General features: G+C 59.2%; 14 protein-coding genes. 4 read left to right on the top strand and 10 right to left on the bottom strand.

The window, feature by feature from the left end:
* Nucleotides 1–218 precede the first annotated feature (218 nt).
* Nucleotides 219–677: an NAD-dependent epimerase/dehydratase family protein gene (locus AC3YMN_RS09680; protein WP_489889868.1), complete on the top strand. Its 459-nt coding sequence runs from the start codon at nucleotides 219–221 to the stop codon at nucleotides 675–677.
* Nucleotides 678–952: 275 nt separating this feature from the next.
* On the opposite strand, the gene AC3YMN_RS09675 is transcribed toward AC3YMN_RS09680, so the two are convergent.
* On the bottom strand, nucleotides 953–1,348 hold the full coding sequence (locus AC3YMN_RS09675; protein ID WP_489889867.1) for a winged helix-turn-helix transcriptional regulator: 396 nt from the start codon (nucleotides 1,346–1,348) through the stop codon (nucleotides 953–955).
* 108 nt (nucleotides 1,349–1,456) lie between these two features.
* Here AC3YMN_RS09675 and AC3YMN_RS09670 point away from each other — a divergent pair, with 108 nt between their 5' ends.
* Together AC3YMN_RS09670 and AC3YMN_RS09665 are read left to right on the top strand one after the other, a co-directional pair.
* Entirely contained in the window at nucleotides 1,457–2,269 is an 813-nt protein-coding gene (locus tag AC3YMN_RS09670; protein WP_489889866.1) for an SDR family NAD(P)-dependent oxidoreductase, read from the top strand.
* 419 nt (nucleotides 2,270–2,688) lie between these two features.
* The gene (locus tag AC3YMN_RS09665; RefSeq protein ID WP_489889865.1) at nucleotides 2,689–3,009 is read left to right on the top strand and encodes a hypothetical protein; all 321 of its coding nucleotides are present in this window, start codon (nucleotides 2,689–2,691) and stop codon (nucleotides 3,007–3,009) included.
* Between the two features lie 437 nt (nucleotides 3,010–3,446).
* Here the strand turns inward: AC3YMN_RS09665 and AC3YMN_RS09660 are convergent, their stop codons facing one another.
* The 7 genes from AC3YMN_RS09660 to AC3YMN_RS09630 all read right to left on the bottom strand — a co-directional run bounded on the left by AC3YMN_RS09660 (nucleotide 3,447) and on the right by AC3YMN_RS09630 (nucleotide 8,676).
* The gene (locus AC3YMN_RS09660; RefSeq protein ID WP_489889864.1) at nucleotides 3,447–4,202 is read right to left on the bottom strand and encodes an ABC transporter permease; all 756 of its coding nucleotides are present in this window, start codon (nucleotides 4,200–4,202) and stop codon (nucleotides 3,447–3,449) included.
* A 37-nt stretch (nucleotides 4,203–4,239) separates the two neighbouring features.
* On the bottom strand, nucleotides 4,240–5,028 hold the full coding sequence (locus AC3YMN_RS09655; protein WP_489889863.1) for an ABC transporter permease: 789 nt from the start codon (nucleotides 5,026–5,028) through the stop codon (nucleotides 4,240–4,242).
* A complete protein-coding gene (locus AC3YMN_RS09650) occupies nucleotides 5,028–6,011 on the bottom strand; it encodes an ABC transporter ATP-binding protein (protein ID WP_489889862.1) in 984 nt (327 codons plus the stop codon). Before AC3YMN_RS09650 ends, AC3YMN_RS09655 begins: the two co-directional genes overlap by 1 nt.
* A 331-nt stretch (nucleotides 6,012–6,342) precedes the next feature.
* Entirely contained in the window at nucleotides 6,343–8,028 is a 1,686-nt protein-coding gene (locus AC3YMN_RS09645; protein ID WP_489889861.1) for an ABC transporter ATP-binding protein, read from the bottom strand.
* 81 nt (nucleotides 8,029–8,109) lie between these two features.
* Nucleotides 8,110–8,337, bottom strand: a complete 228-nt coding sequence (locus tag AC3YMN_RS09640) for a hypothetical protein (RefSeq protein ID WP_489889860.1) — start codon at nucleotides 8,335–8,337, stop codon at nucleotides 8,110–8,112.
* Entirely contained in the window at nucleotides 8,322–8,498 is a 177-nt protein-coding gene (locus tag AC3YMN_RS09635; protein WP_489889859.1) for a hypothetical protein, read from the bottom strand. Before AC3YMN_RS09635 ends, AC3YMN_RS09640 begins: the two co-directional genes overlap by 16 nt.
* A 13-nt stretch (nucleotides 8,499–8,511) precedes the next feature.
* The gene (locus tag AC3YMN_RS09630; RefSeq protein ID WP_489889858.1) at nucleotides 8,512–8,676 is read right to left on the bottom strand and encodes a hypothetical protein; all 165 of its coding nucleotides are present in this window, start codon (nucleotides 8,674–8,676) and stop codon (nucleotides 8,512–8,514) included.
* Nucleotides 8,677–9,067: 391 nt separating this feature from the next.
* Between AC3YMN_RS09630 and AC3YMN_RS09625 the strand changes: the two genes are divergently transcribed.
* Nucleotides 9,068–9,811, top strand: a complete 744-nt coding sequence (locus AC3YMN_RS09625) for a sulfite exporter TauE/SafE family protein (RefSeq protein WP_489889857.1) — start codon at nucleotides 9,068–9,070, stop codon at nucleotides 9,809–9,811.
* A 725-nt stretch (nucleotides 9,812–10,536) separates the two neighbouring features.
* Here AC3YMN_RS09625 and AC3YMN_RS09620 read toward each other — a convergent pair.
* Together AC3YMN_RS09620 and AC3YMN_RS09615 are read right to left on the bottom strand one after the other, a co-directional pair.
* Entirely contained in the window at nucleotides 10,537–11,886 is a 1,350-nt protein-coding gene (locus AC3YMN_RS09620) for a sigma-54-dependent transcriptional regulator (RefSeq protein ID WP_489889856.1), read from the bottom strand.
* Nucleotides 11,883–13,733, bottom strand: coding sequence for a sensor histidine kinase (locus AC3YMN_RS09615; protein ID WP_489889855.1), 1,851 nt, complete (start codon nucleotides 13,731–13,733; stop codon nucleotides 11,883–11,885). The genes AC3YMN_RS09620 and AC3YMN_RS09615 overlap by 4 nt, the downstream gene beginning before the upstream one ends.
* Between the last annotated feature and the right edge of the window lie 208 nt (nucleotides 13,734–13,941).

Below are 13,941 nucleotides of genomic sequence, written 5' to 3'. Positions count from 1 at the left end.
GGCGTGCGTCCGGCAATCTCGCGGCCTCGGGCAGGCTTTCCGGCGTCCCCTCGCATGGCACGGTTCGTCCCGCGAGGCGTCGACGGAGTTTCAATGCCGCTTCTCGGGCCGCTTCGCCTTCTCCATGTGCCGCCGCATTCATCGTCATCCCTCGATAGTTCGCGTGGCATTGCCGCCCATCCAGGCCGATCTCGGCTTTTCTCCAGCGATCCGAGCGGATGTTCGACGCCGGTGTCATCGCGTTTGAGGCGCCTCAGCCTGCACCGAAACTACGGCAAGGCATGCCGTGGCCCGCCGTGGACGGAGTCACGGATAACATTCATCTGGCGGCCGTTTTCCGCACACCCGATACCGACCTCATCTGGCGCAGCAATCTGGAGGGGACGTGCAATCTCCTCGCTGCCGCGAAGCAATATGCGCCCACCGCCCGCTTCATTATGTCCAGCACCAGCAATGTCTACAACGCCACGGGCGAACATCCGGGGCGTGAGGATGATCCAACCGAGCCCGAACAGGCTTATCCGGCGAGCAAGCTGGCCGCCGAGCGGGAGCTGCGCGCAAGCGGGCTGAACTGGACGATCCTTCGATTTCCGTTCGTTTATGGTGACAAGGACGGACATCTGGAGGCCTTGCCGGCCATGCGCGCACCGGGCAGTGGCACCCAGCGAAACGGATAAGCACCATCCATCATCGGGACATTTTCACCGCAACAGAGCTCGCCCTGTCCGGCGCGATGGACCGTCAGACTGTTAACATCACCGATGAGGAGCCCACAACCATTTACGAACTCGCCCAATTTGTCGGCAAGCCCCTGCAGCCTTCATCCGAGCCTCTTCCCGATCCATGGCACCTGCACATTGATGCATCGCTGGCCCGCAGTCTTGGATTTCGTCCGACTATTCGCTCGGTCTACCAGGCGTCTGAGCAAGCCTTGCTCTAGGCCCAGGTGACTTCAAGACTGGCTGGGAGATTCGGCCGGTGCGTTTTCGCGATTGTCGAAGCTTTGCTGCGCCTCCGCCAGGTTTTGTTGATGTTGAACCGCCCAATCATAGAGCATGAGAAATGGCTCCTGCAGACCACGTCCCAGTGGCGTGATGGAATATTCCACGGCCACTGGGGAGCTGGAAATTACGCGCCGTTCGACCAAGCCATTTCTTTCAAGCCGCCGCAGTGCGTCGGTCAGCGCCTTTTGCGTGATGCCATCAAGCCGGCGTTTTAACGCGTTGAACCGTTTCGGCTCTTCGCAAAGAAAGGTGAGGATCAGAATTGTCCACTTATGGGCGACCTGTTCCAGAACCGGGCGTACGCCGGGCAGCGTTCGCATCACGTCTTCTTCGCTGTAGGCCATGGGTATACTCCGCTAGACTTGGTACAGTTGTAGTGCCTAATTGACACTTAGTACATAGAATATACCTGAGGAGGAAGGCATTGGCCTGCACTTTCGGAGGAGAATTTTGTGTCTACAGCCCACTCCACAACCCTAGGCACCGCCATCATCACCGGCGCGTCGTCCGGTATCGGCAAGGTTTATGCAGAGCGTCTTGCTGCTCGCGGCTATGATGTTGTCCTGGTGGCGCGTCGAGCCGACCGCCTGCGCCAAATCGCCGACGATCTGCAGACTCGCTTTGCCATCCAAGCAGATGTCCTTGTTGCGGATCTATCCACGACTTCAGGCGTCGCTGCCGTGGTTGAACGCGTGGGCAGCGATCCAGCGCTGTCGATGCTGGTGAACAATGCAGGCTTCTCCATATTCAAGCCGCTAGCGGACACGCCGGAAACGGTCATCACCAGCATGATCGCGCTGAACATCACGGCCGTGACCGCGCTGTCGAAGGCGGCGCTCGTGGCCTTCACAGCCAAAGGCTCCGGATCTCTCGTCAATATCGGATCGGGCGCAGGCTTCGCACCCTTTCCCGGTATTCCGATTTATGGCGCGACAAAAGCCTATGTGTACCTGTTGACCCAGAGTCTCCAGAGCGAGGTCAAGGACACCGGTGTTCATGTTCAACTCGTCCTGCCTGGTGCAGTTCTTTCGGAAGGATGGGACGTTGCCGGTGGCGCCGACCTCGAGCCCCTACCGGACAGCGTCGTCATGACGGCGGAGGACTGTGTAGATGCGGCACTGGCCGGTTTGGATCAGAAGGAACTCGTCACGTCGCCATCTCTCCACAACGAAGCTCAATTCTGGGAATTCGAAGCGGTCTCTGCCTCACTCCTTCAGAGCATGTTTGATGCCGAGCCGGCCAGCAGGTACGGGTTGAGCCGATAGACGAGCAGCAGGTACGGGCTGAGGTAGCTTTTGGACATCCGGGGCCGATAGCTACCGGCCACCTTCCTCCCCATAGACGCAGTTCTGGAGCGCCTAACCGGACAGGCAGCTTTCATGATCTAGATCGAACTGGCTGAACGTCCGAAAAGGGGCACTGAGCCGAAGAACCGGTCCCGACCCCCATACCGGACGATCGAAGGTATCGAACTCAGTCTCGAAAGCAGCCTAGCCGATGGCGTCGGCCCGCCCATTGGAACCTCAGCCGCCACTTGAGATAGGTGAGATGCGCATTGTGAGCATCGAAGTTCAAAGCACATAGGTGGACATCAGCACCGTCCGCACACATCATCTGGGTACCGTCGATCCTGCCGAGACCAGATCCGGCGAGAAGTATGTGCGGACAGGAGCTACCCTACGCTATGACGGAGCATTTGATTGCGGAAACTTACATCGGGATTTCGGTCGGCGTGGTAGCTTACTGCGTGCTTCTTTGGTCGTTTTTTCGTCGTGCAGAAAGATCGGATCGGCGTCGCATTGTGCTGGGTATCGTCGCCAGTTTTCTGCCGTTTTTGCCAATGGTTACGGCCTTTCTACTACCTGCTGTACTGGGCAGGAGTGCAGATGGTCCGAGCAATATTGCGTCTTACATCAACGCCTTCTACTTCTGGGTGGCCATTTTTCCGTCAGCCTACGTGATAGAGAAGACGAAATTCTGGAAGGCCTGGCGCCACAAGGCATGACATTCGGGTTGGCATCATCCTTGGTTCCGGAGCAGCATTCCCCCTTTCGGTACGGCTGGCCTCACAACCGAAACCTGCCAGTCTCCTTTACACCCCGCATGGGACATTTGGCCGGCAACCAGACCGGCGGTTTTTGGATCCCTGGGGCTAACTGTCCGCTGGGTACAATCGTGACAATTCGAGGCAGCAGCGCGCTTCATGGCGGCTGAAAGTAGCGCGTTGGAGAGCCGCCTTTGGCGGCAGGCTGCCAAGTACCTAAGAGAGACCGATCCGGAACGATCTCGTTCGGCCGCTTACATGCAATGGGGGCTCTGATCCATTGGCTCTGCCGGGCCAACCGGCTGCAACGGCAGGGACAGAACAAGTCTCGTGCTTAGGCCCGCAAGTGATGCACTGGCTTAGAACGATGAGTCTCGGAGCTTAGGAGTGTCCTTAGCTTAACTTGGGCCAGTCTGGTACCGCCGCTGACACCATCGCCAATAGCGGGCGGCAAGCAAGGCGCAGAGTGGGCCGGCCACGATGGCCGCAGGGCTTGCCAAGGGGCCGAGGAATGGCACAGGTTTGTCGAGGAGGACAGCGACCGGGACGTAGGCCATGAAGCCGAGCGGGATAATGGTCAAGAGAGTGACCTGAAGCAGGGGCGTGAAGATCGGCAACGGATAGCGCGCCATCTCCCAGAAATCGAAATAGATGCCGAAGAGAAAGCGCGAGCGGCCTGCGGCGAGCGCGGTAGCGCCGATCGCGGTGAACAAGGCCGCGGTAATCAAAGCGGCGCTGACGATGCTGGCTGCGAACTGCAGGGCCAGCAAAGGTGTCCAGGCGACGCCTAGCTCGGGCAGGGCCCAGAGCATAAGGAAGGCGCCGAGCAACAGGTGGCCGCCATACTCGATGTTGAGGCCGCTGAAGACGAGATAAAGCCAGGGATGAATGGGGCGCACCAGAAGGGCGTCGAAGTTGCCCGTGCTCACGAGCTGATCCATGTCGCGCAGTTGCACGAAGGTAAAGCAAGCGCCGAGCGCACAGGCAAACACATGAAAGCCGAGCATCAGTGCGATCTCGGGCCAGGTCCAGCCGCCCAGCCGCTCGAAGCGCGAAACGATGATCCAGATGGCGCTGTACACGCCAAGATAGCCAAACGCCTGGGCTAGCCAGGCGATGACGAGGCTGGCGCGATACTGAAGTCGTGCACGCATCTTCATGCGGGCGAGATGAAGGAGCGTGGTGACCAGTTTAACCTCCAGCCATGATGAGCCGGCGGGTGAGCAGCGCCCATAATCCGGCGATGATGCCGGCTAGGACAGCGACCCAGCAAAGACCGCCCAGAAGGACCAGCGCCGCGCCGCTGAGATCGAACCGGCCAAGATAAACGGCAAGTGGATAGTAGGTCACGAAGGCGAAGGGTGTCGCGCCGGCTATGGCCGCAAGCCAGCCCGGAAAGAACCAGAGCGGCACCAGATTGCCCGAGAACACCACCATCAACCCGCGCATGAACCATTCCAGCGAATGGAAATCGAGCACCCAAAAGCTCAAAAGCGCGAAGATGATGCCGACGGCGAAAACCACCAGGATTGAAACTGCAGCGAGGCCGAGGAAAACCAGGAAGTGGCCGACGCTGGCGGGCGGCTGCAGGCCGAAGACGAGGCCGACAATGGCGCCGCCGGGAAGCCCGATCAGCAACAGATCATAAAGGCGGCGACCGACCTGTTCGGCAAGAAGGGCTATGGGGTAGTGCATGGGGCGCAGGAGGTGGCTGGCGATAGCGCCGCTCTTGATCTGTGCGCCCACGTCGCGGACGATCTGCGTCGCGTCCCAACCGGTCAGGACGGCGCCGCTGAGGATCCCGTAGGTGATCATTTGCGGCAGCGTGATGCCATTGACCGCCGGTCCATCGCCATAAACGGCCGTCCAAATGGAAGTGCGCACAACAATGTCGAGAAGGCCGCTAAACAGCAAAGCCCAGAGCTGGACGCGAAAGGTCAGCTGAGTGCGGAAGGCAACTTCGGCGAGGGCGGCAAACATCAGGGGCGTCGCCCTTCGAAATAGGTGCGGATGACCTCTTCAATATCGGGCTCGCGCATATGGGCGTCGACAAGGCCGGTGGTGCTGCCGAGACCGGTGACGAAATCAACCAACGAACGATCAGGGTCGGTCACGAGAAAGTCGCGGACGGCCCCAGTGCTGGTCAGCGGCTCTGCGCCGGACAGAACCAGCGCTCCAGGGTCAGCTGCAAAGGTTAGTTGCAACTGCCGACGGGTGCCAAACCTCTGACGCAACTTGTCCGTGCGGCCGTCGTAGAGGAGTTGCCCCTCATCGACCATGATGAGGCGAGGGCAGATGCGCTCGATGTCCTTGAGGTCATGAGTGGTGAGGATGATGGTGACGCCCGCTTCTCGGTTGATCGTGGCGAGGAAGCGGCGGACCACTTCCTTGGCAACGACATCCAGGCCGATAGTCGGCTCGTCGAGGAACAGGATCTTGGGATCGTGCAGCAGGGCCAAGGCAAGTTCGGCACGCATGCGCTGACCAAGGCTCAGCTGCCGCACCGGCCGATCAATGAAACCGCCAATCTCAAGCATCTCGATGAGGCGGTCCTGATTACCCCGCAGGCGTGCTGACTCGACTCCGTAGATGCGGCCATGCAGATTGAAGCTGTCCTGCACCGGCAGCTCCCACCAGAGTTGGCTGCGCTGTCCAAAGACGACGCCGAGCTCCAGCGCATTGGTAATGCGGTGGGAAACGGGATCACGGCCAAGAACGTCGACCCGTCCGCTGGAAGGTGTAAGAATCCCGGTCAGCATCTTGATCATGGTGGATTTGCCGGCACCATTAGGGCCGAGATAACCGACGGCTTCGCCGGCCTCGATGCTGAAGCTGATGTTCTGGACGGCTGGAACGTCCTTGCGCTGCGGACGGAGGAAGTCACGCAGGCCGGCACCCCGACCGGTGCGGCGCACCACCTGCTGGAACGTCTTGCTGGCATGTTCGGCGACGATAGCTGCCATGGGACCATCCGGGCGGGGGAAGCTGTTGGCTAGAAGAAATCACCACAGCTCAAGCACGGCAAGCTTGTCCTCGTCATACTGGTGGATAGCAACACGGATCGAGTTTCCCAAAGGACTGGGTCGTCGCTTCCGTTGAGCTGATCAAGAGCCGCCAAGCCGCCGGTTCGCCAGCCCGGGGGAGTAATCATCACGCCGTTGTTGGCCTGTCGCAAGGGGCATAGTCGGCCGGCTAGTTTGCACGAAGGGGGTTGTGCTTATCTCCAGCTCAGGTGGAACTTGGCCTTGCTTTCCCTTGATCCTCGCCTCAGTAAGTCTCACCTGGCATTGAGCCTCATGGGCTGAGGGGCCGTTCTGCCTGCGCCGGAGAGCCGATACTCACCACGTTGTCATCCTCCGCAATGACGCTCAGTCGGTGGGTGATGGCGATGATGGTGACATCGTCGCGGATCCGTCGGAGCTGGTTCATGATGTCCTTTTCCGTTTCGATGTCGAGCGCTGAACTGGCCTCGTCCAGAAGCAAGATCGCCGGATCGGCGTAGAGTGCTCGCGCAATCGCAATCCGCTGGCGTTCTCCGCCGGAAAGTTTGAGCCCCCGCTCGCCGACAACCGTGTCGAATCCCTCCTCGAGCCCGTCGATGAAGGCAAGGATGGCTGCACGCTCGGCCGCACGGCGCAGACGATCTTCGTCAAACGAGCGCCCCAAGACTATGTTGACCGCAAGCGTATCGTTGAGGAGCACGACATCCTGCGGCACAGCGGCAACCCGCGCGAACCAATCCTCCCGCGAGACAGCGTTGAGATCGACACCGCCCACCTCAATGGTGCCGGTGGTCGGCGGCATCGACTTAAGAAGCAGCTTGAACAGGGTGGATTTGCCGGAACCCGTATCGCCGGTGATGTAGGTGATGGTGCCGCGACGTGCGGTAAAGCTCGTCCCCGAAACGCCTCGACCGTTGCCATAAAGATAGGACACGTTCGCGAAGTGGATGACGCCTTCGCTGATCGCGAAGCCCGCGCTGGCTTGGTGGTCGTCATGATCGTCGGCCTGCCACATGCGGGCAAAAGGCAGGAAGTTGGAATAGGATTGGACAAATTGCTGGATGGCCTGGCCCATCATCTGGAAGGGAATGTTGAGCTGCAGCAAAAGCGTGTTGAACAGGACCAGGTCGCCCACAGTCAGTTCTCCCGATGCTACTCGTGGAACGAGCAGCCACAGGGTGATTGCGAACTGGGCGCTTAGCGCCAGGCCGAATATAAATGCATAGCGGACCTGGGTCATGGCATAGCGGCCGAAGGCCTCTAGCACCGAGCGCTCGCGGAGGGTGAATTGGCCGATCATCCAGCGGTCGGACTGGAACTGGCGCAGGGTGTCCATGGACGAGATGGCATTGCCGACAAAGCGCGAACTCACCTGCGACTGCTCTATGGCTTCATCGAGATGCGGCCGGGTGATCGAGGCGGCATGGGTGACCAGAGCTACATAGACAATGCCGTAGGCAAACACGACCAGAGCAATGTCCAGATCGAGCACAGTGCCCAGGAGACCCAAGGCAAGGACCAGCTGCACGATGCTCGGCAGGATGGCAGCCAATGCGAACTGGACCACGATATTAAGGGCACCCGCGCCCTTTTGTTGAGCACTCTCGATCTCGGTGGCGCTTTGATCAAGAAAGAAGGCGGAGGTCTTTTCGACTAGGCGAGCAAAGAACGAGGTCGAGGTGACGAAGTTGAGACTCTCGGAGGTCATGAAGGTGAGAAAGCTCGCCATCCGCTGCAGGGCGTAGGCTGCGCCTATGAGCAGGGCGTAAATCATGAAAGCCCAGATCACACCCGCCGCAAGCGATGCCGAGGTGAGTTGGTCGATAAGGCGGGAGAAAAGATAGGGTGCGCCGATGGAGGCGAATGTCCCCAGAAGCGTCGTCACCAGCACAGCCAAGAGCGCCAGACGAGCGGTCCTGAAATAGCGAGACAGGATTGTTGTAAGGGGCGGAGAGATCAGGCCCAGGTCAATCTTCACCGCTGTTTCCGATGATCTGAATGGCAGGGCAGACAACTTCATCTATACTCCCGTGGGAAAGCCATTGCGGTGCGAGGTAGGTCAGGCCAGACGCCCGGCGTGTGAAATAATCGTATGCGCAATCTCTGAAAGCGGCAGATCGGTCGTGTCGATACTGAGAAGGTTGGGACGGTCGATGCGCAACAGTTCGGTGGTCCGCCGTTTGTGCTCAGCCCCAGACGCATCGGTCATCTTGAGCCGGCTCGCCCGTTCCGGAGCCGCTATGCGGTCGGCATAGGCGGCATCTGATGCTGTCAGCAGCACCGGCACAAACACGCTCCCACGGCGAGGGCAAGCTGCTCGACTTTTTCGTAGGTCGCATGGTCTCCTTGGTGGCCCTCCAGCAGGCAATTGGTCAGAACAAAGCTGGCGTCTACTGGGGCCAGTTCCTCCATTGCTAACAGGGCCTGGCCGCGGATGACGTCGATCATGTCCCATACGCGCTCAGGAAGCGGGGTGCGGCCATCGGCTCGGACGAGGGAAAAAAATGACATTGCTAGCAAGATGGTTGTCGAACAGTCGGGCGTCTGTAGCTGCTTCAATGGCTCGGCCGATGGTCAGCTTGCCCACGGCATAGTGGCCGATGAGGTAAACAATAGTGTTTTTCATCCCTACCCCCACAAGCAAAGCTTAGGCCGGAATGCAGGCAAGTTCCAGTTCTGGACCAGGATTTCACCTCTGCAATTCATCGGAAGACATCAGCGTCCGTGGGCCTCTAATCGGCGACTCCGCTTTACCTGACGCACACACGCTCACATCGTCGGACAGCATGCGGGTCAGTTGCCACCTCTGCTGATTTACCAGCAGGCCAGGCGAACTATATCTTGAGGCGACTACGGAGCGGCCTCGATGTGCAACGTGGGGTGCATCGCTACGCGGCGGTTTTCCTCCGCTCACACGAACGGAAGCGCCATTCGTCGGTTCGCTCCAGTAGTGGCAAAGCGATGGTTGCGCTCCTTTCGATTTGCCAATCCGTCATTGGTGCAGTGAGACTGCCAAGATGGAAAACCTGCCGCTCTTGGCTCTAATCGGCGCAACCTTCTTCGCAGCGGGCTTGGTGAAGGGCGTCACCGGAATGGGCCTGCCTACGGTGGCAATGGGCGTGCTAGGCGCTTTCCTGACGCCCCTCGCTGCTGCATCCCTTCTTTTGGTGCCATCCTTCATTTCAAACATCTGGCAGATCTTCTCGGGACCTCCGCTCGGAGCTATGGTCGTCCGCCTTTGGCCGATGATGCTGAGCATTGTCGTTGGAACCATTTTTGGCTCAGCACTCCTGACAGGAGGCGACACTGAGGCGACGACAACGGCGCTCGGGATCGCTCTTGTTCTCTATGCGGCTTACTCGCTGCTCGCGCGCCCACTTCGAGTGCCCAAAAGGCTCGAGCGGATCACTTCCGTGATTGTCGGTGGGGTTACAGGACTGGTGACCGGCGGTACGGGCGTCTTTGTTATTCCCGCTGTTCCGTTCCTCCAGTCGCTTGAGTTTGAGCGGGACGAACTGATTCAGGCGCTCGGCCTGTCCTTTACTGTGTCGACCATCGCTCTTGCCTTTGGGCTAGCATGGAATGGGGGCATCCCCAGTGATACTTGGCTTACCTCGATCTTGGCTGTCGCGCCGGCGCTTCTTGGCATGGCTGCAGGGCAGGTGATCCGGACGTGGATCAACCCGGCGATTTTCCGCCGTGTGTTTCTCCTCGTCTTGCTTCTCCTGGGCCTCGAAATGGCAGTTCGATCGCTGTACTGATGCCGTACCAGTCGAGTTCCCTTTCAACCCGCTGGCGTGCTGCAGTCCCGATATCCGGGTGCAGAGACTGCCCTGATCTCTCAACAAACACACCGGATCGGGGGTAGCATTTCTACCGCATGATTTGGAAGGGCGATCGAGCACCAATGATCGAAGGGCCGTTGTGATCGCTTCGACCCTGATCAGATGGATGGTTGGAGGGCAGGGTAGGGGCGCGTTGCCGCCCGGCAGCAACCGACCCCATCTCCGCCATTGCCGGCCTTTGGCAATTGCCCGAAAGCTGACACTCGGCGAATGCTTGAGGTTCCGCCTCATCCCGTCCAGGAACAAGAACTAGCAAGCCGCTCAAGGGCCGTTCGGGCCTGCGACCCTTCGTTGACTTTCGCCACGGAGTTCCATCCCTAGTCAGTCATTCAGAGGCCGGCCATGCGGGTCCAGAAGTGGACCAAACCAGCCGATCCTGTTGAATGACCGGAGTAGAGCGAGTCGAACCATCGAAGCTTGCAACCGAAGCGCATTCAAAGGGTGTGCTTCGTCCAAAATAGAATTTCCAACAAGTGGGTCTGGTATGTTCCAGACATTCTGACGGTGGTCCGCCGGTGGTGAGGCCCAGAAAACGAGCGACGTTCCCACGACTAGCTGCGTTCATTTGGTCAACAAGGGAGCGTGCCGAGTGAGGCGACGGTCGCTAACCCTCTCCTTGTTCACTCTATTGACGATCGCCGCTATTCCTCGTTGCTTTTTTCGTGGCTGTGCAGGCCATAGCGCCGCATCTTCTCGTAAAGCGTCTTACGCGAAATGCCGAGTGACTCGTAAACAGGTTTGAGCCCTTCAGGATGAGCCGCCAGCAATGCAGTAATGGTGTTGCGCTCAAACCGGCCCATACGCTCGGACAGGGTGGCACCGGCTTGCTCCCGATCACTCCCTTCGTCATCGATCCAACCTAAGCCGAGCAAGTGGCGCTCCGCGGCATTGCGCAGTTCGCGCACATTGCCTGGCCATTCCCGGTCGGCTATTGCGACTGTAACATGTGGCGGCACCTCAACCCCAGGCCGGCGGTAGCGGCGGGCGGCCTGATCAACCAGGTGAAAAAAGAGCAGCGGTATGTCGGTGCGCCGCTCTCTCAGGGGTGGTGTGCGCAAGGTCACGGCGTTTAGCCGGTACAACAGGTCCGCGCGGAAGAGACCTCGGGCGACCTCGGTTTCAAGATCTGTCTTACTCGTTGCGACAAAGCGCACGTCCAGCTCGATGAACTCGTTTGAGCCCAACCGAGTGATTTGACGCTCTTGCACGACCCGTAGCAGTTTGGCCTGCACATCGAGCGGCATGGAGCCGAGTTCATCGAGCAGGATGGTGCCGCCTCGAGCATGCTCGAACTTGCCACAGCGAGCTCGCACAGCCCCAGCAAAGGCACCCATCTCATGGCCGAATAGTTCACTCTCGATCAAGTTGGCCGGCATGGCTGCACAATTGATCGCGACGAACGGCTTGGCTGCACGTGCAGAGAGGTCGTGGATAGCCCGCGCTGTCACCTCCTTGCCGGTGCCGGTTTCGCCGATGATCAGCACGTCGGCGTCGGTGGGCGCAATGGCTCGTATCTTGTAACGATGGTCAACCATCTTCTGACTGCGCCCGACGAGACGCAGTTCCAGGTCGTCTTCGGTGATTCGCCCGGCGCCGCGAAGGCGCCGGTTTTCCAAGACGAGACGCCGCCAGTTCATCGCGCGTGCCACGACCGCGGTCAGGGCCGCTACCGACAACGGCTTTTCAGCGAAATCATATGCCCCTTCCTGCATCGCCCTGACCGCCAGTTGCACATCGCCGTGGCCGGTAACCAAGATGACCGGCAAGTCGGGATCGATTTCGTGAACGCGCTGCAGCAGCGACATTCCGTCCATACCTGGCATGCGAATGTCGGCGACGATTATTCCGTTGAACCCAAAGCCTGCGTGCTCAAGCGCCTGGCTCGCGAATTCAAATCCAAGTACCTCGTAGCCAACTAGCTTGAGTGCTTGCACCAGCGCCAGACGCGGGTCCTCGTCGTCATCTACGAGGATGATTTTGCCTTTGTTCATTGTGCTGCCACGAACATGTCTGTGCGTCTCATGCGACCTGCAGGTAGTGTAACAGTGAAGACGGCGCCACCTTCGGACCCGTTGCCGACGCTCAGCGCTCCGCCAAAATCTCGCACTATGTTGTAGGAGATGGAGAGGCCCAGGCCCATGCCGCCATCGGCTCCACTCTTCTTGGTGGTATAGAACGGGTCAAAAATGCGCGTGACCCGCTCCGCCGGCACGCCAGGTCCGGTATCTGCCACGGTGATTACGATGCCATCGTCGTGCTGCACTGCGGCAATGGAGATCCGCCGCTTCTCGCGCCCTTCGACAGCGTCCGCGGCATTGCTCAGTATGTTGGCGAAAACCTGAGTCAAGCGAACCAAGTTAGCTTCGACCGAGCTCCCTGGCGGCACATCAACATTGAGCTCAGCCGCTACCGCTCTCAAGCGCGGGGCTACAACTTCGATTGACTCCCCGATCACTATGGCGAGATCTATCGGACCGACATTGTCTGGTTTGCCCGCGAAGACACGCAGACTTTTACCGATTTCTGCCATCCTGTCCGCCATGGCAATGATGCGGGTGAGGTTTGAACTTGCCTCATCGGGCCGCTTGAGTTCCAGCAGCACCAAAGCACTGTCAGCATAGGCGCGAATAGCGGTGAGCGGCTGGTTCAATTCATGAGACAGCGCCGCAGACATTTGGCCAAGCGCCGCCAGCTTGCCTGCATGGATGAGATCGGATTGGGTTTGGCGAAGCGCTCTTTCCGTCTCCTTGCGCTCCTGAACCTCGCGTTCAAGGCCAGATTTCACCGCCGTCAGATCAGCTGTTCGCGCCTGGACGCGCACCTCCAGGTCATATTGAACTTGCTGCTGCACCGCTATCTGGTGGGCCAGTCGCTTCTGACGGAAATAAATTGCAACGATCAATCCTGCTGCCAATGCCTGGGCGAAGCCCAGTACCAATGCGCTCATCAACGTTTGAGTAACAGCGCCCTTTGTGTCGAACAGGACGTGCACCGACCAGTGGGTCTGGCTCATCGGCTCAGTGACCTCAATGAACTGCCTGGTCTCCCCGTGTTCGGCGATTGCAATCACATCGTGCCCAGCTTGCGTCCCTTGTGCAGTGATCGGCAGCCCGGTCACTGAAGTGTCGGCATATTGCCGACTGTCGGCGATCTGCTGCACTCGCTCGGCGCTGAGTTGCGAGAGCGAACGGAACAACCAGTCCTTTTCGCTCGACATGAAGATGATGCCATTACGATCAGTGACTATGATCTCCTGCTCACGGCTGCCGCTCCAGGCACTTTCCATCTCATCGATGTTGACCTTGAAGACCACGACCCCCTTGATGCTATTGCCCTCTCTTATAGGCGAAGAGAAATAGTAGCCTCGTCTGGAAGAAGCCGCGCCTAGAGCGGAGTAGCTTCCTTTCCCGCCTTCCAACGCCGTGCGGAAATAAGGTCGAAAGCTGAAATCCTCACCGACGAACGAGGTTTCACTGGCATAGTTACTGGCCGCGACGGTCATCCCTTCGCGGTTAAGGACATAGATGTCCGACGAGCCCAGCAGTTCATTAGCGTCGAATAGGGCGCGGTTGGCCTGGTTCAAAATAGAGGTGTCGTCGGGGTCCTGTAGCAATCGCTTGAGCAAAGGATCATCGGCGAACAGTTCGGGCAGCTTTTCATATTGTTGCACTGTGCCAAGCATGCCGGCTACCGACAGGCGCAGTGCTGAAAGCCCGCGTGAAGCGGCCTCGTCTAGGTAGACGGGCCAGATATAGCGCTGCACAACAACCCAGTTCAGCAGTGCGGCGAGCAACACCACCGCCAGGATGGCGGCTCGGCCTCGCAGGCTCTTCCACACCCACGTTCCTCCCCGTCTTTGTCGCACTATAGGGCGATTCTCGGTTCCGCCAAGCATCCAAGCTAGACGTATGAGACGTTGTAGCCAGCCGAGAGATTCAGACGGGTTCTACCCCGAGGAAAAAAGGCCCGCCGGTGAGGCGGGCCCAGTCATATTGAGAGGGAATGATAGCAGCCTGGCTTGGGCACCCCATCATTCAGGCGCCCGT

The organism is Devosia sp. Z11_6 (assembly GCF_058133665.1).
This window is presented reverse-complemented; position numbering and strand designations above follow the sequence as displayed.

What these genes read in the sequence shown, in the direction of transcription:
- AC3YMN_RS09680 (WP_489889868.1), top strand. Translation starts at nt 219, where the DNA reads ATGTTCGACGCCGGTGTCATCGCGTTTGAGGCGCCTCAGCCTGCACCG.
- AC3YMN_RS09675 (WP_489889867.1), bottom strand. Translation starts at nt 1,348, where the DNA reads ATGGCCTACAGCGAAGAAGACGTGATGCGAACGCTGCCCGGCGTACGC.
- AC3YMN_RS09665 (WP_489889865.1), top strand. Translation starts at nt 2,689, where the DNA reads ATGACGGAGCATTTGATTGCGGAAACTTACATCGGGATTTCGGTCGGC.
- AC3YMN_RS09660 (WP_489889864.1), bottom strand. Translation starts at nt 4,202, where the DNA reads ATGCGTGCACGACTTCAGTATCGCGCCAGCCTCGTCATCGCCTGGCTA.
- AC3YMN_RS09655 (WP_489889863.1), bottom strand. Translation starts at nt 5,028, where the DNA reads ATGTTTGCCGCCCTCGCCGAAGTTGCCTTCCGCACTCAGCTGACCTTT.
- AC3YMN_RS09650 (WP_489889862.1), bottom strand. Translation starts at nt 6,011, where the DNA reads ATGGCAGCTATCGTCGCCGAACATGCCAGCAAGACGTTCCAGCAGGTG.
- AC3YMN_RS09635 (WP_489889859.1), bottom strand. Translation starts at nt 8,498, where the DNA reads ATGATCGACGTCATCCGCGGCCAGGCCCTGTTAGCAATGGAGGAACTG.
- AC3YMN_RS09630 (WP_489889858.1), bottom strand. Translation starts at nt 8,676, where the DNA reads ATGAAAAACACTATTGTTTACCTCATCGGCCACTATGCCGTGGGCAAG.
- AC3YMN_RS09625 (WP_489889857.1), top strand. Translation starts at nt 9,068, where the DNA reads ATGGAAAACCTGCCGCTCTTGGCTCTAATCGGCGCAACCTTCTTCGCA.
- AC3YMN_RS09620 (WP_489889856.1), bottom strand. Translation starts at nt 11,886, where the DNA reads ATGAACAAAGGCAAAATCATCCTCGTAGATGACGACGAGGACCCGCGT.